Annotated in this window: 14 protein-coding genes and 1 pseudogene; 13 read left to right on the plus strand and 2 right to left on the minus strand. The window is 58.7% G+C overall.

Going from position 1 to position 22,287, the window contains the following annotated elements; translation table 11 throughout:
• Positions 1–22 precede the first annotated feature (22 nt).
• Genes tssB through tssG form a run of 5 tightly spaced genes read left to right on the plus strand, consistent with a single transcriptional unit; the run spans position 23 to position 5,148 of the window.
• Positions 23–514 (plus strand): type VI secretion system contractile sheath small subunit, encoded by a 492-nt coding sequence (gene tssB, locus HZZ16_RS32550; RefSeq protein ID WP_197954327.1) that lies wholly within the window; start codon positions 23–25, stop codon positions 512–514.
• Positions 515–549: 35 nt separating this feature from the next.
• The gene (gene tssC / locus HZZ16_RS32555; protein WP_197954334.1) at positions 550–2,034 is read left to right on the plus strand and encodes a type VI secretion system contractile sheath large subunit; all 1,485 of its coding nucleotides are present in this window, start codon (positions 550–552) and stop codon (positions 2,032–2,034) included.
• A 12-nt stretch (positions 2,035–2,046) separates the two neighbouring features.
• A complete protein-coding gene (gene tssE / locus HZZ16_RS32560; protein WP_197954340.1) occupies positions 2,047–2,442 on the plus strand; it encodes a type VI secretion system baseplate subunit TssE in 396 nt (131 codons plus the stop codon).
• A 7-nt stretch (positions 2,443–2,449) separates the two neighbouring features.
• On the plus strand, positions 2,450–4,198 hold the full coding sequence (gene tssF / locus HZZ16_RS32565; protein WP_197954348.1) for a type VI secretion system baseplate subunit TssF: 1,749 nt from the start codon (positions 2,450–2,452) through the stop codon (positions 4,196–4,198).
• Positions 4,162–5,148, plus strand: coding sequence for a type VI secretion system baseplate subunit TssG (gene tssG / locus HZZ16_RS32570; RefSeq protein ID WP_197954352.1), 987 nt, complete (start codon positions 4,162–4,164; stop codon positions 5,146–5,148). Before tssF ends, tssG begins: the two co-directional genes overlap by 37 nt.
• A 208-nt stretch (positions 5,149–5,356) precedes the next feature.
• On the opposite strand, the pseudogene HZZ16_RS32575 reads toward tssG, so the two are convergent.
• Positions 5,357–6,288 (minus strand): annotated as a pseudogene (locus tag HZZ16_RS32575) (IS630 family transposase).
• 164 nt (positions 6,289–6,452) lie between these two features.
• Between HZZ16_RS32575 and HZZ16_RS38025 the strand changes: the two are divergent.
• The 7 genes from HZZ16_RS38025 (at position 6,453) to HZZ16_RS32610 (ending at position 17,490) form a co-directional block, all read left to right on the plus strand.
• On the plus strand, positions 6,453–7,046 hold the full coding sequence (locus HZZ16_RS38025; protein ID WP_197954353.1) for a papain-like cysteine protease family protein: 594 nt from the start codon (positions 6,453–6,455) through the stop codon (positions 7,044–7,046).
• A 1,161-nt stretch (positions 7,047–8,207) separates the two neighbouring features.
• A complete protein-coding gene (locus HZZ16_RS32585; protein ID WP_246510571.1) occupies positions 8,208–9,929 on the plus strand; it encodes a type VI secretion system-associated FHA domain protein in 1,722 nt (573 codons plus the stop codon).
• A complete protein-coding gene (gene tssJ / locus HZZ16_RS32590; protein ID WP_197954363.1) occupies positions 9,929–10,438 on the plus strand; it encodes a type VI secretion system lipoprotein TssJ in 510 nt (169 codons plus the stop codon). The genes HZZ16_RS32585 and tssJ overlap by 1 nt, the downstream gene beginning before the upstream one ends.
• Positions 10,439–10,475: 37 nt before the next feature.
• The gene (gene tssK, locus HZZ16_RS32595) at positions 10,476–11,855 is read left to right on the plus strand and encodes a type VI secretion system baseplate subunit TssK (RefSeq protein WP_197954373.1); all 1,380 of its coding nucleotides are present in this window, start codon (positions 10,476–10,478) and stop codon (positions 11,853–11,855) included.
• 14 nt (positions 11,856–11,869) lie between these two features.
• A complete protein-coding gene (gene icmH / locus HZZ16_RS32600; RefSeq protein ID WP_197954375.1) occupies positions 11,870–12,748 on the plus strand; it encodes a type IVB secretion system protein IcmH/DotU in 879 nt (292 codons plus the stop codon).
• A 32-nt stretch (positions 12,749–12,780) separates the two neighbouring features.
• A complete protein-coding gene (tssM, locus tag HZZ16_RS32605) occupies positions 12,781–16,323 on the plus strand; it encodes a type VI secretion system membrane subunit TssM (protein ID WP_197954383.1) in 3,543 nt (1,180 codons plus the stop codon).
• 297 nt (positions 16,324–16,620) lie between these two features.
• Positions 16,621–17,490 carry a serine/threonine-protein kinase gene (locus HZZ16_RS32610; protein ID WP_197954385.1) on the plus strand — a complete coding sequence of 290 codons (870 nt, stop codon included), beginning with the start codon at positions 16,621–16,623 and terminating at the stop codon, positions 17,488–17,490.
• A gap of 33 nt (positions 17,491–17,523) precedes the next feature.
• On the opposite strand, the gene HZZ16_RS32615 is transcribed toward HZZ16_RS32610, so the two are convergent.
• Positions 17,524–19,023 carry a hypothetical protein gene (locus HZZ16_RS32615; RefSeq protein WP_197954387.1) on the minus strand — a complete coding sequence of 500 codons (1,500 nt, stop codon included), beginning with the start codon at positions 19,021–19,023 and terminating at the stop codon, positions 17,524–17,526.
• A gap of 1,480 nt (positions 19,024–20,503) precedes the next feature.
• On the opposite strand from HZZ16_RS32615, the gene HZZ16_RS32620 reads away from it, so the two are divergent.
• On the plus strand, positions 20,504–22,003 hold the full coding sequence (locus tag HZZ16_RS32620; RefSeq protein ID WP_197954388.1) for a type VI secretion system Vgr family protein: 1,500 nt from the start codon (positions 20,504–20,506) through the stop codon (positions 22,001–22,003).
• The last annotated feature ends 284 nt before the right edge of the window (positions 22,004–22,287 follow it).

The raw sequence follows: 22,287 nt of genomic DNA on the forward strand, positions 1-22,287 counted from the left end.
AGAGTCTAAAACAGGAGCTGAGATGGCAAAGGAAAGCTCGGTCGCTCCAAAGGAGCGCATCAATATCCGCTTCAAGCCGGCGACCGGCAACCTCAAGGAGGATGTCGAGCTGCCGCTTAAATTGCTGGTCCTGGGCGACTTCACCGGACAGGCCGATGACCGCCCGATCGAGCAGCGCGAGCTTGTCAATATCGACAAAGACAATTTTAACGCGGTTGTCAAAAGCCAGCAACTGACTCTTCATATCTCCGCCGAGAATAAGCTCGACGATCAGCCTGAGGCTGGCAAGCTGTCTGTGTCGCTGCAGTTTCAGAGCCTCAAAGACTTCGAACCCGAGCGTATCGTTGAGCAAATCCCGGAACTGCGCGCTTTGACTGAACTACGCGCGGCCCTGATCGCTCTGAAGAGCCCGCTCGGCAACGTGCCGGGTTTCCGCAAGGCCATCCGGAATCTGCTCGAAGACCACGGCGCGCGGCCGCGGCTCCTAAGCGAGCTCACCGGCAAGAGCGAGTGAGCGGATCGACGAGATTTCCTTGAGGGGCGAGTCCTATGACCGATACAAGTGCGCAGCAGCCGGCCGAAGTCGCCACAAGGGCCACTGACCTTTCGTTGCTGGATCAGGTCCTCGTCGAAACCAGGATGACCCCGCGCGACGAGGGTTATGACCTCGCCCGAAGGGGCGTCGCAGCTTTCGTCGCCGAGCTCATCAAGCCGAACCGGGCCGACCAGCAGGTCAACAATGCGCTCGTCGATCAGATGATCGCGGAGATCGATCGCAAGATTTCGGCTCAGCTTGACGACGTGCTGCACACAGACCAATTCCAACGGCTCGAGTCGGCTTGGCGCGGGCTTAAGTTCATGGTCGACCGCACCGATTTCCGTCAGAACATCAAGATAGAAATGCTTAGCGTCAGCAAGGACGAATTGCTCACCGACTTCGAGGACAGCCCGGAGATCGTCAAGTCGGGCCTGTATAAGCATGTCTACACCGCAGAATATGGCCAGTTTGGCGGCCAGCCCGTCGCGGCCATGATATCGGCCTACGAGTTTGGCAGTGGCAGCCAGGATGTTAAGCTGATGCGGTACATGAGCGCAGTGGCCGCCATGTCGCATGCACCGGTCATAGCTTCCGCTGCACCGGACATGTTCGGCGTCGAACGTTACGAGGAGATCGCGGGTCTGAAGGACCTGCAATCGGTGTTCGAGGGACCAAAATATGCCAAGTGGAACTCGTTCCGCGAAAGCGAGGACGCTCGCTATTTCGGCCTGACGCTGCCGCGGTTCCTGCTGCGGTTGCCCTATGATCCAGAGACAGTTCCCGTGAAGGACTTTAATTATCAGGAGGCCTCGGACGGCGAAACCGACAAATACCTCTGGGGCAACGCTGCCTTTGCGTTTGCGACGCGATTAGCCGAAAGCTTCGCCAAGTATCGCTGGTGCCCGAACATCATCGGCCCCCAGTCTGGCGGTGCGGTTGAGGATCTCAATCTGCATACCTATCAGGCAATGGGACAATTGCAGACCAAGGTGCCGACTGAGGTGCTTATCTCGGACCGGCGCGAGTTCGAACTAGCCGAACAGGGCTTCATCGCGCTGACCATGCGCAAGGGGGCTGACAATGCTGCTTTCTTTTCGGCCAATTCCGTGCAGAAACCGAAATATTTCGGGAACAGCGAGGAAGGTAGGGCGGCCGAGCTTAACTACAAACTCGGCAGCAAGCTGCCCTATATGTTCATCATCAATCGTTTCGCCCACTACATCAAGGTGCTGCAACGCGAGAACATCGGCTCCTGGAAGAGCAGGCAAGAGTTGCAAGGCGAGCTAAACAACTGGATCCATCAGTATGTCGCCGATCAAGAGAATCCGTCGGCAGAGGTGCGCTCGCGGCGGCCTTTGCGAAAGGCGGAGATCATCGTCGAGGACGTCGAAGGTGAACCGGGCTGGTATCGCGTTGGCATCGCCGTCGTTCCACATTTGAAGTACATGGGCGCAGATTTTGCTTTGACGCTTAAGGGTAAGCTCGACAAGAAATAATGGTGATAGGCGATGTTCGACCGCAGTCTTATGGAGCGCTTGGAGGACGGAGCGGCGACCCATCAGATGTCGTTCGACCGTTTCCGGGCAAGCGTCCTGGAAAACCTGCGTCGGGTTCTGAACTCGCGCCAGGGCTGCTGCGAGACACGGCCGGACCTTGGCATGCCCGACCTTGATGAGGCGGCAGGGCGGGGAGCCGACGCAGTACGCGAGCTCGCCCGTTCGCTCAAGCAGCAGATCGAGACATTTGAGCCCCGCTTGAAGAATGTGTCGATCCACTTTCATGCCGATCCCGACAACCCGCTGCAGCTGAGCTTTCACGTCAACGCAACGCTTAATTATGACGACCAGATGAAGCAAATTTCCTTTCATGCGATCTGCGACAAGCACGTTCGGATAAGGGGTTGAGGCGGCGGTGGCCCTTAATCCCTACTACGAGGACGAACTCTCCTATTTGCGCGAGCTTGGCGCCGACTTCGCGTTGGCCAATCCGAAGCTTGCGCCCTTTCTCGGGCGGGATGCCACCGATCCCGACGTGGAGCGGCTGCTCGAAGGCTTTGCGTTCCTTGTCGCGCGACTGCGCCAAAAGCTCGACGACGAATTCCCCGAATTTGTCCACGGCTTGTTGCGGATGGTGTGGCCGCAATATCTTCAAGCCCTACCGCCCATCACCACCCTGTCTTTTGCCTTGAAATCATCGGCGAGTGCTGCGAGCCTGAACGTGCCGGCCGGCACGAGCGTGCGTTCGCGACCGATTGGGGGAACGAACTGCACGTTCGCCACCTGCTACTCAATTGACGTGCTGCCGCTTGAGATAATTGATGTCCAGCTCGAGAACCGGACAAGTTCCGCTCGCCTTACATTGGGTATCAAAGCAACCGGCCAGCAAAACCTGTCATGTCTCAAAAAGGGCCGGCTCCGTCTTTTCTTCTCGACCGAGCGAGAGCCGCAAGCGGGACGCTGCCTATTGGCATGGCTGTGCCGTCACGCCTCGTACGGACATGTGACCGTCGCCGATCGACAGGTCGCCGCAATCGGCTCAGCACAGATCGCGCCCGTCGGCTTTAGCGATGATGAGGCGGTTTTGCCCTGGCCGCACAACGCTTTCTCAGGGTTCCGAATCATTCAGGAGTATCTGAGCTATCCGTCGAAATTTCTGTACGTCGAATTATCTGGTCTTGAGCCGCTTGCAGCCCACACGGAGACTGAGTGCAGGCTCACCTTCGAGTTTCGGCGCCCGTTCCCTGCCCAGTTACGCATCGGCAAAGGCCAGATTTGCTTGAACTGCACGCCGGCAATCAATGTATTCAGCCATGAGGCCTCACCAATTCGGCTGAATCGGACCAAGACCGAATACCGCGTGCTTGCCTCGGGAGGGCCAAACTTCACCATCCGGTCTGTCGATGGTGTGACGGGCTATGTCCAAGGCCGTCCCGAACGCATTGAGTTCCAGCCATTCGACCTGTTGCGCCACGATTTGCCGGGCGCCGAGCGCAACCGCGCATACTTTCGCGAGCGTATCCGGCCGGCGGTGGTCGGCCGGGGCGTTGATCACTACGTGAGCTTCGTTGACCGGCTCGACATCGGCCAACATCCGCCGATCGACGTCGCATCCCTGCAATTGACCTGCTCTAACGGACCCATTGCTGACCGTTTACCCATCGGTAGTGTGGATCTGCCGACCTCTGATACACCTCGATCGTTGACCTTCTCCAACATCACGACGGTGGTTGCAGAAGTGCCGCCACCGGTGAGCGATGGCTTGTTGCGACGTCTGTTGACCAATCTGGCCCGCAACTACGGAGCGATGGCTAACGTCGATGCGTTGCGGACTGTTCTTGCCAGCTACGAATTTCGTGCAGTCTACGACGTTCAGGCGCGTCGCCGCCTGGAATTGTTGCTCGAAGGCCTTGATCAGTTCGTGAGCACGGATACCGATCACGTGGTGCGCGGCGCTCCGATCCGAATGCGAAATATCGAGCTAGCCGTGATCGACAGCAAGATCGGTGGCGAGAGCGAATTGTTCCTGTTGGGAGCGGTACTTGACGCTTTCTTTGCGACGTTTGCCGACATCAATACGCTGCAGCAGTTTTCGGTTCGTGGCACGGAAAGCAACGCACATTACCTATGGCCAGCGAGAAGTGGATCGATGACGGCACTCTGACGGCGCCCGACCAGCGCGATGAGCTTTCGGCATTCGGGTTCTTTTCGCTGGTTGCGCATCTCGAGCGGCGCTTCCGCGACGCTCCCCCGATCGGATCCACCGACGATCCCGCGCGGGAGGCGGTGCGCTTCCGTGCGGCGCCAACCCTTGGCTTTTCTGCCGAAGAGATCGCGGGCATCAGACAGGCCAAGGCCGCCTGCGAGCGCGTGGAGGTCAACGTCAACTTCCTCGGGCTGCATGGCCCCTCCTCGCCGCTACCGCCCTTCTACACCGAGCGGATCCTGCATGCAGACGGCATGGGATCACTCGGCGATTTCTTTGATTTTTTCAATCACCGTCTGATCAGCCTGCTGCTGCAGATCTGGCGGTACTACCGTCACCATTTGCGATTCGAGGAGGGCGCAACCGACGCGATTTCGGTGCTCATTGGCACGCTCTTTGGACTCGTGCCCGGGGAAGACACAGCCACGGAACGGGAATGGCGGGCGCGGCTACTGCCGCATGCCGGCGTCCTTGCCTTGCGCAGCCGGTCCGCCAAGCTTGTGGCCGGCTTGATTTCCAGCCATCTCAACATTTCAGCCCGGGTCGAGGAATTCATCTGGCGCGAGATCGATATTCCGCGGCAGGCGCAGTGGCGCCTTGGCCGACCTGGTCTTGAGCTCGGCGTCGATACCCTTGCCGGTGAAACCATGCCGGACATGGTAGGCAAATTCCGAATTTCCCTCGGCCCGCTCAACCAGCAGCAGTTTCGGTTACTGCTACCCGGTTGCGAGGGCCATGCCATCCTTTGTCGTCTCATTAGGGTTATTCTGCGCGAACCCTTGGCGTGGGATCTCCAGCTGGAATTAGCGCTCGGGCAGACACCGGAATGGGCGTTGGGCGAAGGAGAGTTAGGTTGGACGACATGGATCGACCCGCCCAATGGAACGGGAAGCCTTGTTCTATTGTGATTGTTTTCGAGTTGTTCGGGTGTATCACTGCGGTGGCGGGATACTGAACCATCATCGCGCGTCACGGATCATCGGTCGGACCGGAGTCGCACCCAACCCGGTTAGACGTTGCCCATAGCGCGCTGCTGTCCGATGGCTTGTATGATCGAGGGACTGCTATGCCGGTGCACCGAGTCGTGTCCTGACTCCTTACGACCGCTAGAGCGTTTCACGTTTTGGCTGAAGCATAACTGGCGTTGGCGAAGTAGTTGGCGGATTCGCGAGACTGGATGTCTTGGACGAGGTGTCCGACGTGGCGCCAAGTGTCCTCGATGGTGCGCTTCTGAGCCTGCCGCATCCAGTGTTTGCTCTTGGAGAAGGCCTGTTCGATCGGGTTGAGGTCGGGCGAGTATGGCGGCAGGTACCAGAGCCTGACGCCAGCAGCCTCATCATCTGCATCATCTGCCTGACAGCTCTCGACTTCTGACGATGTCGTCTTCGCGCAGGGTTGGCAGGAGAAGGTGCTTCACATAAGCGCGGAAGCATTCTCCGTTGATCGGACCATGGACGACGCAGCGTGCCGTGAGTTGATCACGGCGGAGCGCACCGACGAATGTGAGGGTACGCCAGTGAGCGTGCGGAGCGAAGCCGCGTAGGCGTGCTCCTTTGGAGTCCCAGCCTCGCAAAGGGGCCATGTTGGTCTTGATCCAGGTCTCATCAATGAAGACGAGCCGGCTCGGATCGAGCCCGGCCTGCCAGGATTGCCAACGCTGGCGCTTACGAGAGACGTCGGTGCGAGCCTATTCGAGAGCGAACACGGTTTTTTGAACCGCAGCCTTTCCCGGCGCAGAACAGCCAGACCGCATTGTGTGAGACCTTGACCCCACGGGCTGCCAGTTCCGCCTTCAGACCATGCAACGTCAGGTGAGGCGTCTGAGCGATCCGCTCCACGCTGAAGGCGCGGTGCGGATCAAGCACAGACTTGCGATGACCGCCCATCTTACCTGGCGCAACCGAGCCGGTCGCCCGCTGCCGCTGTGACCACTTCACTACCGACGAGACCTCCACATCAAACCGTTCCGCCACAGACCGGCAGCTCTCGCCCGCCAAAACCGACGCCACCACACGCTCGCGAAGATCCAGGAAAAGAGGTCGGGTCATGCGATGCTGGCCTCCAATCCAGTCAGCATCTTGAACACAATCGGCCAAAAACCGGAATCCCCTCCGACTCAATTGAGCAATGAAATGCGCTAGCACGCCGTCACCTGCATGCGCCGTTCGATGCGGATGCAGCGAGCGCGGATTGCCGTGAGGTCGCGAAAACCATGTTGCTCAACCCCGACCAGCCCCGCCGCCGTTCGGCACGCCATTTGCTCAACCCGGTGATAAATTTAGAGGGCTGTAGAGTGCTAAACGTAAAGCTGGATGTGCCGCTTGTCGGCCAACAACATGGCTATGGCGGCCAATTAAACCTGCGACGAGACTATGCCGGAAATGTACGACCGCATGGGGACCACAATTGTTGGTATGCTTGTGCTTGCATGCTGTCGTATTACTTTCGCCCAGGGCCTCGGCTGGGTCTACCTTCCGTTTGGGGAGCTAACGTAGGCATGAATAGATACCAGTTTGACTGGTTAGCGCGCACCGAAGGATTAGAGAGGCTCGAGCAGCCAGATGACGGTTTTACGCGTGATTTTATTGCAGCAACATTGATCGCACGAGGGCCAATCTGGGCTGCGCTATGTATGCCGCCAATCTCCGGGAACAAAACACTATTGGACGGGCATGTAGTAGTGCTGACTGGTCTGATAGAAGACATGCTGTTCTACAATAATCCGTATCATCCAGCGCGTGAAGTGATCTACTTTTACAGTCTCTTGCTCGACAGCCTTTTCGTCAAGAATCCCGACTGGCTGTGACCTCTGGACTGCAACGCCTTCGGTTGCGAACGCCCGAGCGAAGACATCTCCTCCTGCTTTTGTATCCGATTGGTGACATCTAAGGCCAAAAGCCGCCGCGAGGCGGCGCGAGTGGTTGGCCGGGCATGGCGTCGAAGCGCGCTCCCTTTTGTCCGCAAGCGTGACTGTGACGTGTGATGGCTTAGTTGCTTGACCGTGACGCTCGGCGAGACAGCCAACGCCCCTCACCACGTGTGCGCGGTCTTTTCAGCCTGCGCGCAATCTTTTTGCGTTCGGCGCCGTCGCCTGTATCGGGGCGTTGTGCACCTCCGCGACGCCTAGACCTTGCCCTCCTAGAGCGGCTTTGTCTTGCCGTGAATGACGACGAGAATGCGAATCTCGTGAAGCAGAAAGCCGATCGGGCGCTACACCCGGACCGCATCTGCTCTCTCTATGGATAGCGACAATTTCAAACGGCCCGCGGCAAAGAAGTTTTCCTGCCAAATGCCGTCGATATTGAACTCCAATATGCGAGCTCCGGGCAGAACTCGCGTCCACAATAACTTGGCGGGGACCCGGACTTCTCGCCGCTCGTTTCAAGACGCAAGCACTGCCGGGTCGTCGAGTACACTGCCTGCCGCAAGCGGCGACGCATCTCCGGGGTCCCAGATCAACACCATCTTGGAGTCAACAAGCTGCAGCTGTCCGTTTGGTCAGGGATAGCGGAGATGACGTTGGGCCGCCAAAAGTTGCCTGAGGGGCCACTTTGTCCGGTGTCTGACGGCTGCACGAGCTTCTGTCAGTTTAAGAACAGCGATGTCATCGCCGAACCAAAGAGTCTTATGTCCAATCAGTGGCTTAGATTGGAGTTGCCACTGGCACGGCCGTTGCTACTGAATCTGGCAACATTAATTGGCGGGGTGCACGTAGATGCATAAGACTACCGCGCTTCTTTGCTTGCGTTCGCATGCCCTTGTTTCTGAGAGAGAAAGCCGCGCGCGGCCTCCGATGCAGCCGAGCGCACGAAGAGACCTTCCGTTGCGCCGTCCGCCACCGGCGAATGAGATGATCGATCGGTCCAGCGACAAGGCCATCCAATCGAAAGTAATGCGGCCGCCACGGCAAGTCCGATGGGGCGCTCCGATAATCACGTGTGCCGGCGAGCAAGCCTGAAGGTGCGAGATGCATCTCACACTCGGAGTCCTCGGGGAGAACGCCGCGACCTTGGGCCGCAACGCAACGCAGGCGTTTGGACCGGAAGGGGGCTCCATCGGTCGCGGGCCTGGTTGCTACTGGCGGCTTCTAGATCCAACCAACACGCTGTCAGGACACCACGCGTTGATCGCATTCAATGGCGTCGGTTTCACGATCACCGATACAAGCACCAATGGCGTCTACATCAACACGGTAGACGCCCCGCTGGGGCGCGGCAATACCGCGCCGCTAGCTGATGGCGATACGCTATACTTGGCGAATTACATCCTCTCGGTAATGATCGAGGACGATCCTGTCGAGGAACGACAACCGCTAGGCTTAACGGGGTCGAAAGCGGTGTGTGTCGGCCGGACAACGCCGACGTTGCGCTCTCCTGCCCTGATCCAAAAGTCCGCAAACGCAGCCGTTCCGACTTCCGGACGGTCGGCTAGCGATGCGCATGTTCCGCTCGAACCCTCCAGAGTGAGCGGCACGCGCCAGATCTTCTATTCAGCGGGCCAATGCGAGTCGCCGGCACCTTATCTGCCATCATCGCCTGGAGACAAGCCGCTCAGCAGCGACATGGAGGCTGTGGACCCGACACTGGCTGATCTTCCTCGGCCACGATCGAGCGCTGCCACGACTCAGAGGCCATTCTCGCACGAGCAACCGGGAAATGTCGGATCAATTCTGTTGTCATCGGCCGGCACGCCATTGGTCAAGCCATCGCAATCGCTGCCCCCTGCCCCCTCCAATGACAGGAGTGTACCGCCGGATGGCCATCCTGCGCCAATCATCCCTGAGGATCTCGATCTTGGCGATCTATTGCCCGAGTCGGTCTCGTGCTGCACGCCGTCGGCGTCATCGCAGCGAACAAAGGTGCGCATCAATGAGCCGAACGAGCTCCAGATCGCGCCTAGGCCGACCGCCTCTCCTCCGGCGAATCACTTCGGGAAACTGCCGAATTCTGGTTCAAGGACGCTGCCGCCCGATCATCCGGAGATCGATCGGCGGCCATTGAGACTGAAGGAAACTGCTGCGCCGCGCGTGGTCGGCACTCCTGAGACAAGAAGCGAGACAAGGAGTGGTCCTCCGCCGTTGCCTGCGACCCCTTCATCCGACACAGACGAACTGCAGGCGCTCTGGGAGGCGCTCGGTTTCAATCCGGATCTTGTGCCGCCAGCACAGCTTCGAGAGATTTTTGCCGAACTCGGCCGTGCGGTCGCCGAGATGACGGACGGGCTGCATTCGATACTGGCGGCCTGGGCTGTGCTCAAGAACGAGTGTGAAATCAGGCCGACGCAGACACCGGCCGGGAATGACAACGCATTACAATTCACCAAGAGCAGTCACGTCCTCCGCGAGGCGCTCGGAAAGGATCGCGGATTCCGGTTGCTCTCCCGGTCAGTGCGCGCAGGCTTCGATGACATCAAGGCCCATGAGCTCGCGGCAATGGCGGCAATGAGAGGCGCCGTCAGCAATGTGCTCACGCACATGAGCCCCCAGCGTATCGAGAGCGACGGTGCAATCAGCGGGCTTTTCGGCGCGCGCGTCAATAAGGCCAAGTTGTGGGACAGATATGTGGAACTGCACGCATCGATGGTCAATGACATTGATCAAACCGCTCGCTCCTACGTCGCAGAAGAGTTTGCTCGAAGCTATGAAACGCAACGCTCAGAATCTGGCCGCAATGAAGGGAAGACGGCCTGATGGCGCCGCAGAATACAGCCCATCGTTTGTCCGTGGTTGGCGGTGCGTTGCTGATGGCCGCTGCAGCCACCAATTGTTCGACTGACAAGTCGGCCAAGTCGACGCCGATAAAGTTCGTGATCGAGGCCGATGAATTCGTCAATCCCAACGTGTACGGCAAGCCGTCGCCGGTCGTCGTCCGCATTTATGAACTGAAGTCGACGACCACCTTCACCCGAGCGCAGTTTTTCGAGCTGTTCGACGATGACACCAAACGACTTGGGCCGGAGCTGGTGGCCAAGCGCGAAGTCGAGCTGGCGCCTGGCGATAAGATGGACTTTGAGCGCGATACGCCGATCGAGACCAAAAATATCGGCGTGATCGCGGGCTTCCGCGCGGGCAACGATGCCCAGTGGCGCTCAACTGCCGAAATCAAGCCCGATCGTAACAATAGAATCTCGGTAAAATTGACTGCTCAAGCAGTCAGCATTGAGCACGAAGCCACTCGAAACTGGTGGAAACTCCTCTGACGGGTCCGTCGTGACCACTAGCAGCCGCCGGGGGCACATGCAGTTTTTGGAAAGTCAGCGAAGAGGCGACGAACTGGTGTCTGCGACAAGCAAACCGATCTGGTCCGAAGGCATGTTGGTGCGGCCGCAGCACTTTCAACAATATGACCGCTGGGTCGAACAACTAGTCGAGAACCGCGTTGCCGGTCTGCTCGGCTACGGCTGGGGCATTCGACGAATTGCCTTTGATCGTAATCTTCTGGCGCTTGGCCAAGTCGCACTTACCGAACTTGAAGCCATTATGCCGGACGGCACGGCCCTTCATGCGCCGGAGCATGTCCGCCTTCCGACCGGACGGATCCCTCCACCGGCTGCGAAGAATCTGCTGGTCAAGATCGCGGTGGGTACGCGCCGGCAGGCCGGCAGCGACGTCTGTTCCGGGGATACAGTAACGCGCCGACACGATCAGGAAGTCTTGCAGATCCGGAATGCGACCTTGCCGGAAAAGGCTCCGGTCGATATCAAGGTTGCGTCGCTATCAACACAGCTCATCTTTGACGGCGAAGAACAGGGTGATCTGATCACGCTGCCTATCTGTCGGATCCGTGATATCGATCCGGCTCGCGCGATTACGTTATCCGACACCTACGCTCCGCCCGCCATCGACATCCACGCAGCCAAGTCGCTGATCGCGCTGTTGAACGAGGTCAGATCGCTGCTGCGGACACGCGCAGACGCCCTTGCTGCGCGCGCGGATCCCTCGCGGATGACGGCGGACGGAGCCGGACTGATTGATCTTATCACTTTATCGATCGTGAATGGCGCAGAAGCCGTGTTTGACCACTTCGCAGCAACGCGGTCGCATCATCCCGAAACGCTCTTCCGCGCGTTGCTGAGCCTGACCGGAAAGCTGTCGAGCTTCGTTGGCGATCGGCGGAAGTCGCAAGAGGTGCCTTCCTATCGGCATGAGGACCTGGAAAGCTGCTTCACGCCGTTGGCTCATATTCTGCGCGGGCTGCTGGCTGTTGTGATCGAGAGCGCCGCAATATCGCTTCCGTTGCAGGACCGAGGCTATGGCATTTTGACCGGCCTGATCACCGACCGCACCTTGTTCCAGGACTCTCGGTTCGTTCTCATTGCCGTGGCAAGCGTTCCGGGCGAGACGTTGCGCAACCAGCTTCCGGCGCAGTTGAAGGTGGGCTCGGTCGAGCAGATTCGCGATCTCGTCAACCTTCAGCTCCCAGGTGTTCCGATTCGCGCGCTCGCCGTGGCGCCCCGTGAATTGCCCTACATCCAGAATGCCGTCTATTTCGAGCTGGACCAGTCGGTGGAGCTGTGGCGAATCCTGCCGCGCTCGGCCGCCTTTGCGTTCCACGTCAGCGGTGACTACTCGGATCTCCATCTCGAGTTCTGGGCCATCCGTAGGGGACGTACGTGACGGGCCCGAAACACATGGATGAACCGACAGTCATCGGTCGCAGGCCGGTCGGTCCGACCCGTAACGCTCAAGTCGGGCAATCCTCCGCCTGCGTTGCGCCGAAGATTGCCCTCCCGGCCGGCGCTCTGCCGTCGCGGGTATCTGAATCCAACGAGGTGTGGGCAGCGAACCATGCCGAGATGGTCATGCAAAGCCTTTTCGAGCCAAAGGCAATGGAGGACGCCCTGGTCGCGGCCGCAACGCCCATCCTTTTGGTTGTCGCGCAGCTTCGCGTCATCAACAACGCCGATATCAGCGTGCTGCGACGTGAGATGGTGGACCAGATCCACCGTTTCGAGCTGCGTGCGGCTAAAGATCAGGCCAGCGGCAGCGATGTCACAGCCGCCCGTTACGTGATATGCGCGTTGCTGGACGAAGCGGTGATGACCACGCGCTGGGGCAGTGAGAGCGCTTGGAGTGACAAGAGCCTGCTCAACCATTTCCATAACGAGACGTGGGGGGGCGAGATGGTTTTCCAGATACTCGAACGCGTGCAGGCAAAGCCGGCCAAATACCTCGCCTTGCTCAAGCTCATCAACATCTGCTTGTTGCTGGGGTTTGAGGGCAAATATCGCGTGGTGGAAGGAGGCCGCGAGCGGCTTGAAGACCTGCGTTCCGACGTTCGGCGTCTGTTGCGGGATCATACGAGCGAACCAGTGGCCGCGCTATCGATCCGGTGGCGCGGCGCCAAAATACGTACACGCATGCGTCGGTACGTACCGCTATGGATCATCTTTACCGCTGCGGCCGTGATTGGGCTTACCGGCTACGGTGTCTTTCATTGGCGCCTGTCGGACGACCTCGCGCCCGTTGAGCAACTGCTCGTCATAGTCGGCCAGTCTAGACCGCGCTAAGAGGGAGGTGCAGGTTGTTTGGCGCTCGATTCGTGGCCCTCGTTTCGGCTCGAGGCATCATTACGCTGGTCTCCTTGTTGCTGGTCGACACGTTGATCTGGTTCGGCGGCTCCCACCTTCACGTGTTCGATCAGCGTCCGCTGGTTTCGATGCCGGTTCGCGCGGCCACAATCGGTTGCTTCTCCTTGACGGTCGTCGTCACCATCCTTGTGCGTTACTGGCTAGCGCGCCGTGCTAACCGACGTGTTATCAAGTCATTGATGACGAGCGAGGGGCTCGTCATGACTTCCAAAAATCGTGGCGAGGAGGAGATCGATCTCATCCGTGGACGCTTCGAGGACGCGCTGAAGGTCCTGCGCGATACAGCGTTCGGCGGCAAGCGCGGACCGAGCTATCTGTTCGAGTTGCCGTGGTACATCATCATTGGACCATCAGGGGCCGGAAAGACAACGATCCTGCGCAACTCGGGGCTCGAGTTTCCGTTGGCCGAACGGCTCGGCGTCGATCCGGTGGCCGGTGTCGGCGGTACGCAAAACTGCGACTGGTGGTTTACCGAAGAGGCGGTGTTTATCGACACGGCGAGCCGTTATACGACACACGATGCGGATGCCGAGGTGGATCGCGCGGCCTGGCATGGCTTTCTCGATCTTCTGATCGTCCATCGGCGCCGGCGACCGATCAACGGGATCTTGGTTGCGGTCAGCCTGCACGATCTCTTATCGGGCCAGGACAACCAGCGCAGGCTCGTCAAGTCGGTTCGTTCGCGGATACAGGAGCTCGCCAAGACCTTTAGTATGCGTATTCCGGTCTATGTTCTGGTAACCAAATGCGATCTGATAGTTGGCTTCGCCGAGTATTTCGACGATCTCGACCATGATGGTCGTGCCCAGGTCTGGGGCAGGACCTTTCCTCTCGAGGGACCAGGCGATCACATCGACGACTCCGTAACCCAGGAGATTCAGCAACTTGCCGAGCGGCTCGAGAGCAACTTGGCGTTCCGCATGCATGGCGAACGTGATCATGACCGTCGGGTAATGATGTATATGTTCCCGAAAGAATTGTGGAGCCTGCGGACCGCGGTCAGCGGCTTCGTTAGCGAGGTCTTCCGGCCGAGCCGATTCGAAGTGGAGCCGATGCTCCGTGGGGTTTACTTGACTAGCGCTGCCCAGGAAGGAGTGCCGATCGAGCGGATGAGCGGTGCCATCAGAAGGAATTTCGGTCTGCACGCAAGCCCACCCACGCCCTCGATTGGGCCGGGAAAAACATTCTTCATCAAGAAGTTGCTGACCGATGTGATCTTCGCGGAGCAGGGGCTGGTCGGCCGCAATCTCAAACTCGAGCGCAAGCTTGCGATCGTCCACTGTGGTGGCTCTCTCGCGGCAGTCATACTGACGGTCGCCGCGCTCACGCAGTGGTACGACGCGCTCGCTCGTAGCGAAACACGCATCGCTGAAACCAAAATGGCCGCACAGACAATGCAAGCGCGCCTGAACGAACCACACGAGTCGCTGAATCTGACTAGGCTCCTGCCGACCCTCAACGCCGCGCGCCGGCTGCGCCTGACAGCTGGCGAGAACACTTGGGTTGCATGGCTCGGTGGCCTCGGCATTTCAGCGACCCCGGTGCTCGCGCCGGCTACACAACGAACTTATGATCAGATTCTGGTCGACCGCCTGTTGCCGGTGTTTGCTGGAAGGCTCGCCGTTCGGATTGACGCGATATTGCAGGCGGGCAACGATACTATGCTGGACCAGGCCAAGGAAATGTTCCGCATCTATTTGATGCTGAGCGACCCGAGCCATTTCGATCGCGGCAAAATCGAAGAGGCTATGCACAGGGAAGTGGCGCTTACGTTTGCGCTCGAGACGACATCAGCTCGCGAACTGCAGGAGCATTTTTCACGTCTTATTGAGTTGCTGCCGAGACCCATCACGAGCGACCGGAAGTTCGTGATTGCGGTGCGCTCGCGGCTGATGGAACGTCCGCTCGTCGAGCAGGTCTACGCGCGGCTCTTGCGCGAAGCCGCTGAGAACGCGCAGCTCCGGCCAATCGACCTCGTTAGTCTGCTGGGATCCGGTCAGCTGGAGATTAAGCCCCAGACTAATTTCCCCACAATTGGTCGGCAGGATCTCCCTTTTTCTGGCGGCACCGCGATCATTCCGGGCATCTTCACACGGGATGGTTTGATGGGTTTCCTGCTGCCGCAGCTTCCCCGCATTGTCCAGGACGAGCAAAATGGCGATTGGGTCCTTGCCGGAAGCTCGTTCGATACGGCGGACACACAACAGCTCGTGCGCAAAGTCATCGATCGCTATGTTGCCGATTACATTCATATTTGGACAACCGCACTGAGCAGCGTCCGCGTTGTCAAGTTCGACGATATGCGCCGGGCTTCGGAAATCCTGCGCGGGCTAGCTGGTCCTGAAAGCGCATTGCAGCAGATCATTTCCCTCCTACGCGACAATACCAACCTGCCGCGGCCCGGAGAGCAGATCACTGCCAAGCCGGGTGAGACAACGGCTGCCGTGTTCTCGGCTGCATTCGGCGACGCCCCCTGGCCGGGAACACGGATCACGGAAGCCTTCCGGCCTCTGTTCCAACTGGGCGTAGGCGGAGCCTCGGGACAGACGCCGAGCATGGATCACATCCGCAATCTTTTCGGCGCCTTATATGCGACAATGGTCAACATCGCGACCGCGCCCGATCCCGGCCAGGCCGCATTTCAGCTTTTTCAGCGACGCGTCAGGGATTCTAGCAACGATGCCTTTGGTGCCTTGCGCGCTGACTCAGCGCTACGACCCGAACTGGTCCGTACCATCATGAACGACATCGCGCTCTCGACATGGAGCGTCTTGCTTCAACAGGCACACGGTCATGTCAATGCCGTTTGGACACGGGAAGTGGCACCGATCTGCCAAGCTGGCGTCTATCAGCGTTATCCGTTCTTTGCGGCCGCGAGCGAGGACGTAACTTTAAAGGACTTCAGCAATCTCTTTCGCCCCGGCGGTATTCTCGATGAGTTTTTTCAGAAGTACCTGTCGCCATTCGTCATCGAGGACAGAACCGGCCTTGCGCGGGCAACTCTCGACCGCGCGGCGGCGCCGATTGATGCCGATGCCCTGACTCAATTTCAAAGCGCGAGGGAGATTCGCAGGTCCTTTTTCAACGGCTCAGGTTCCGCTCCGGCCGTGAAGCTCAGCATCAAGCCAGTTTATCTCGCCTCTAGACTTCTGCGCGCGACTTTTGTCATGGATGGCAAGGAGATCGTCTATCGTCACGAGGCGCCCCGCGCTTACGACCTTGAATGGCCGAGTCGAACCGAGGCAAGCACGGCCTCAGTCGCCCTTACCTCTCTGGACGGAACCGAGGAGAGGATTGAGCGGTTAGGCCCTTGGGCTCTATTCCGTCTGATCGATGCCTCGCGACCCGCCTCGCGTGGCGCTACCGATCGTTTCACGCTCACGATCGGACGGCCCGAGCGGCCAGACGTGACATATGAATTGCGGGCGGAAAGTGTGAGCAATCCGTTCAGCTTGGGTGTCCTTCGTTCGTTCCGATGTCCGGATCAGCTATGATAGGAGCGCGGTGAGAGTGCTCAGCTTTGTAGTTAGGAGGCAGGCACATGCCGCTGCTGGCACCTTGGCACGAGTGGTGAGGTCGGCCGCAATGCTGGTGCGCGGCCCGCTGGTGGTGATGAGCAAGCGACGCGACGCGCTTTACGCGGGCCAGAATTAGATCGCAACGGCAACTCCATTCATGAGCTCAAGGTATTATTGGGGATCGACGTTCCAACGGGCAGGGCCTTGCGCTTTTGCGCCACAGGCGACCGACGATATCAGTGCGATCATCGAATGCCTACTCGAGGCTGTGCTGTGAGTGAGCCCCCCCTGGGATACGTGCTCGGTGGCCGCTTCGAGCTGGCAGAGGTGATTTGCGAGGGCGGCACTAGCACCGTCTATCGTGCGGTCGATCGGATCGGCCTGTGGGCGCGTGAACAAAGTCCAGAAATCGCAGTGAAGGTCATCCAACCACATGTGAAGATGCGCCAGAAATTAGTACAGCTGTTGCACCGCGAGGCGCGTCTTTTGCGTGACTGCGTACACCGGAATTTAGCGCGGATCTACGATTCCGACTATGACGGCAAGTACCATTACCTGGTCATGGAGCTCTTGAAGGGCCGCTCGTTGGCGCAGGTCCTGGCCGATCGTCAGAGACGACCGCTGTCACCCTCCGTGTCCTTTCAGATCGTCCGCGCCGCTGGGCAGGGCCTCGCCCACATGCACAGTCTAGGGATCTTGCATGGTGACCTCAAACCGGGAAATATCTTCATGACCTCGACCGGCGAAATCAAAATTGTGGACTTTGGAACAGTCATCTTGCTCGACCTTCCGCCGCAAGGCGAGAAGGCCACCGCTCTGACCGACGACATTGGACTATTGACACCGGCATATGCGTCACCGGAGATGTTGATGGGGGAGCCACGGACAGAAAGCGATGATGTCTATTCTCTCGCAGTGGTCGCCTATCTGAGCCTGACGGGCAACCACCCGTATGCGCAGCTGCCAGCCAACGAGGCACTTAACGCAAATCTCACACCGGCGCCGCCGCCGACTATTTCGCCAGCGCAATGGCGGGTGCTCGCTTCGGGCCTTGCCCTCAACCGCCGTGACCGGATCGACACCGTTGGTGAGTTCCTCCAACGTCTTGCCCGCGCGCGCTGGTTCTATCGTTGGTGCGGTTAGCCGATGCCTCTGTTTCCAGCTCAAAAGCGTTCTTTAGGGAGCTCGGAGGCGATGGACGACAAGGATGCGGCCATCTGGTCCCGATTCGGCTGTGTATCGCTCGCGGTGGATGTAGAACTGTGTCATTGGGATCTGGCGGGTCGGCAGAAGTCCGAACGCCCCGAGTATGCTGATCAGCAAGCCGTCGGCCACGCGCGGGCCGTGGACCCAGTCACGGCCGACACTCTCTCCGATATCGGGCAATGGCCCAATTTGGTCTCCAGGGTGAGGTTGCAGCCCTAATTGCCCGTATCCAGGCGTGAGAACATAGTTTTCGCCTTGCGGATTATTTGGAGTTACGGGCGCCCGACCTGGCCACAATAGCGCAGCATAGCGCATACCATTGATAAGCACACTTTGTGGTCGCAACCACGCCGGAAGGAGGCCGCTTTCTCGCAATTCGGCGATCAGCGAATCCGGGGCAACGCCACCCCTCCAACCCGGTAGGACATACGCTCCGAAGTCACGCTGTGCCGGGTTATCCCTTGCGTCGGCTACAAGGATCGGTCCATCAGACGGCATTATTGGTGCGGCCGGTACTGACGACGGGCCGCCGATTTCGAAGCGCCGGAACGTCGCCTCCCTTGCGGGTGCATGGTTCTCGGGTTGGATTTTCCGGTGGAAATCCCGAAGCATATCTCGCAAATTCAGCAGACGGTTACGAAACCCAGCAATGGTGGGTGCGTCGCTCCCTATGTAGGCGCGCACATAGTCCTGTATGTCCGTATCCAACGACGGCAACGCAATGCGGGGAGCCATTGGAGGTCTGTTGGTCTCGCGGATCCAGCTGAGGAAATCCCTCATATCGTCTGCGGCATGATTGGCGCTGCGGGCGCGGCTGTTCGGGAGTTTCTCGGTAAGCCAATTCCAAAAGTCCTCGTAGCACCGCAAATCCACATCATAAGGGCCGGGTCCCCGACTCGAGCTGCTGCTGTCGCTCGCATGCGTCACACCGCTGCTACCGCTGCCCGGTGACGATGGCCTGGCTTCCTCAAAGGCCTGAAACATCAAGTTCCTTTCACGAGCCCAGTTCTCAAATTGCAGGTCCCGAAGCATATCTCGCAAGTTCAGCAGGCGGGCACGAAACCCAACCATCATCGATACATCGGGCCCTATATGGTCAGTTGCATAGGCTTGCAGGTCGGCGTCGAACGACGAATGCGCAATCCGGTCGGCGATTGGCGGTCTGTTGGTCTCGCGGATCCACGCAAGGAAGTCGTATATGTCGCCTGCGGCCACGGCGGCACCGTGGGAGCGGCGCCGCGGAAGCTTCGCAGCCAGCCAGTTCCAGAAGTCGTCATAGAGTTGCGTGTCCACCGGATAGGGGCGCGGCCACTGATTGGAGTCGGTGCTGCTGTCACTCACGCGAATCTCCGGCAAAAACTGCAATTGCAGGGTTGAGGCATGCTCGCTCGATCCGAAGCGCGATGTTACGTGAATTCGGTTGGGCCCGAGCTTTAAAAAATGAAAAGCGGCGCGATTTGTCGCGATCACTTTTGCCGCAGCCTATACTTGCTCGTTAGGTAGCTCCATATATTGCCGCGATGACTACGAGAACTCTGACGAACACAATCATCTGGGCTTCTTGATGTTCGTTCTGGGGGTCAATAGAAGGCAACCTCATGGGAGCAAGAGCGAGACGGTCGGCTGCAGTCAATCCGGAGAGACGAGAGGCTCACGCGGGCGGCTCACCTGCCGACCATGACAAGCCGCTTGGATCCTTTTCCTTTGTCCGGCTCGGACCAAACTCCGTGGTCGTCCTATCGCCTCGTAATGTCCGCGTCCTCGATAGCTTCAGAGTAATCGCGGCCCTGCAGCCAAAGTGGTTCGAAAACAGGGGCCAGAACTTCGGCCGCGCCTGAACTGACATAATGCTTCCCTCTTACCAGCGTAAGGCACCTCGTGCCTTTTGAGATGCTTAAGCGGGCAAAGATATCCACTCGAACGCGGTGCCGGGAACTGAAGCAGACCGGCCTGCAGCGTCTGTTCGATTATGATATTATCGACAGGCCCTTCTGTCGGACGATTCTAAGACCCGAAGTGCTATTTCCAATCCGGTAGCTCAGCACCCGATAAAGCCTTATCTTCCAGGGCCGTACGTCGTCTGCCGATCAACTCGGGCCGTCCATCTGAAGGTCGGCCATTCAAAAGTATCGATCCTTCCCAATCGACAAATCACGTGATGCGGCAAAAGGAGTTCAGGGTTCGGGCCAGCTTAACTTTGTGGGGTATCTGACAAACGCGCCGCCTCTGTCAGCTTGACAACACTAATTGGCAAACCGCCTTCAAACCTATCAGCAGCGCTGCCATTGGCACAACTGTTGCTCTTGAGATGCAGAAACACCGATGCGCAGACTACACGAACCGTTGGGAATGACGTTCGCTTTCCCTTAAACCCGCGCGCATCGTTTCGCGAAGGAAACCCGACATATCCCCGCCATGCCTGAGACCACAAGCAACAGGTGCATCGGCAGTCGATTGGGCTCAGGACAATGGTGCGACAAACGTGGCCAATGCTAGTGCCGCAGCCAATTCGAAATGCACCATCCGGCCGTCGGTCTCTTGTGAAGGCAAGGCTCACCGCAGGATCCGTCTTGCGCGCGGAGCATTGGAGAAGCGATGAACTCATCACAATCAAGGGCGCCAGATCAACGGTTGGGACGTGCACCATGCCGCGCCAGCCGATCGCGATATCCCATTCATGGCGACGAGAAACTGACGCCGGGCTGGCTGGCCCCCTACCATTTCGCAAGCGAAGCGGCGGGATCGCTTCAGGCATCGACGCTACTGTATCGAGCCTATCGACGAGTTCGCCTTGCGCCTCGATCATCTGGAGTCCGACTCTGCTGTCGGCGCTTACCGCCCTCGTAAAACGGGTCGGGACCGCGAGATTCGTTTGCACTAGGTGTTTGCCCCTTGGTCGGCGGCACTGTGACAAGCGTCGTTAGCTCTGCCGCAGTTGTTTGGTGCGCCGATGACCAATGAATCCAATCTCAGCATTGAATTAGAAATTCACAGCAAGCGCAGCATTGAGCTCAACGTCCAAGGGTTCGAGGGCACAGAGTGTATCTCCTTGCCGTTTAGCTACGTCATTTACGCGACGACCTCGAGCGATGTCGATACCAGCTCTCTGATAGGCGAGCGCGCCGCGCTGTCTGTCAGAACCGCATGTGGGCGATGGCTTGCATCGGGCCTATGCGCCCAAATCGAGGAACTCGACCCTACGGCGACCGACCTGCGGGTGCTCCAGTTTGTCCTGCGACCGCGCTTTGCGGTCGCCGAACTCTCGGTTGCAAGCCGCATTTATGGCCCTGATCAACCGATGGGAGTCGACGACATAATCAAATCGCAGTTGGCCAAAATGAGCATTCCAATTCCCAGCGAATACAACCTTGATCGCTATCCGAAGCGAAAGTTCATTGTGCAATACAACGAAAGTGATCTGACGTTCATCTCGCGCCTTTGCGAACGGAATGGAGTTTTCTACTTCTTCAAGCAAGAAGACGACGGTGAAACTGTCGTTTTTGGCGATAAAAATCTGGCCTTTCCTAACGTCAAGTTCGGCGATAAGTCGAAGATTCTTTACGCGCGCCCGCACGAACGGCAGGCCCCCCGAAGCGTTGACGAAAGCGCCGTTCGCTCGTTCCGGCAGCGCCGGGTTCTCTCAACAAAGAGGGTCGCGCTCCGCGATTACAATGAATCGGTGCCTTCCGTCATCTCAGTCGATCAGCAGGTCGGGCAAGGCAGCGGCTTCGTGGGTATCGCCTCGCGCTTCGGGGGGCATTTTGCGGACGAAGCCGAAGCGACCGCGCTAGCCCGCATTCGGGCGGAACAGATCTGCGCCGGCCAGACAATGTACATCGCTCACACCGACGCGCCGGAGCTACGAGCTGGCGTCATCTTCGAACTCGAAGGCCATCCCCGCTTCGACGGCAAGTATCTCGTTATCGCAGCGGATCACTCGGCCTATTGCCCGGCCCCGACTGGGTTCCATGCATCCACGCAAAATGGGCGAGCGTACCAGAATATGCTCCATTGCATCCGCTCGGACGTACCTTTTCGACCGGTTGCGATGACGCCCGTGCCTCTGGGCGTGGGCCTCCACAGCGCGACGGTCGATGGAGAAGCCTGGAATGGGCGGGCCGAGATTGACGACCAGGGACGCTACAGACTGCAGTTCATATTCGCCGAGGAACTGGCAAAAGGCGCCGGCAGCGACTACGTGCGCAAGCTCGAGCCTTATGTAGGTCCGAATCAAACGGGTTTGCATTGCCCGTTGGTGCCAGGAACGGAAGTTCTGGTCGGCTACTTGAATGGAGACATCGACCGGCCAGTTGTAATCGGTGCGATACACAATCCGGATATGAAGGGAGGAGTGACCTCAGACACGCACTTGTTCAATCGCCTCAAATCGCAATCAGGTGCCTCGATCGAAATCTTCGACGGTCCTGCGATGCCTTCTGGCGCGCTGTGACCGCCTGGCGTCCAGCAACTCATGAGATCGATCCGCTATTGGAAGCGGTCACCAATACGATACGCGCAACTATCTTGCCGGCAGCGTCGATCAACATACCGCCGCCATCGGCTGATGGCATTCGGTCGCAACAGCTTCGTGATGGGCGAGAATTGCGCCTCAAATTGTCTACGCATTGCCTCGGGCAGGAACAACGCGGACCTCGCGCGGTGCTCGTCTACGCGCTGAAAGGCAGGGTCGTGTTGGATAACAGCACGGGTTACGGTGTAACTGGGCGGGCTGTC

Origin of the sequence: Bradyrhizobium glycinis (assembly GCF_016031655.1) — a bacterium.
Classification (GTDB): domain Bacteria; phylum Pseudomonadota; class Alphaproteobacteria; order Rhizobiales; family Xanthobacteraceae; genus Bradyrhizobium; species Bradyrhizobium glycinis.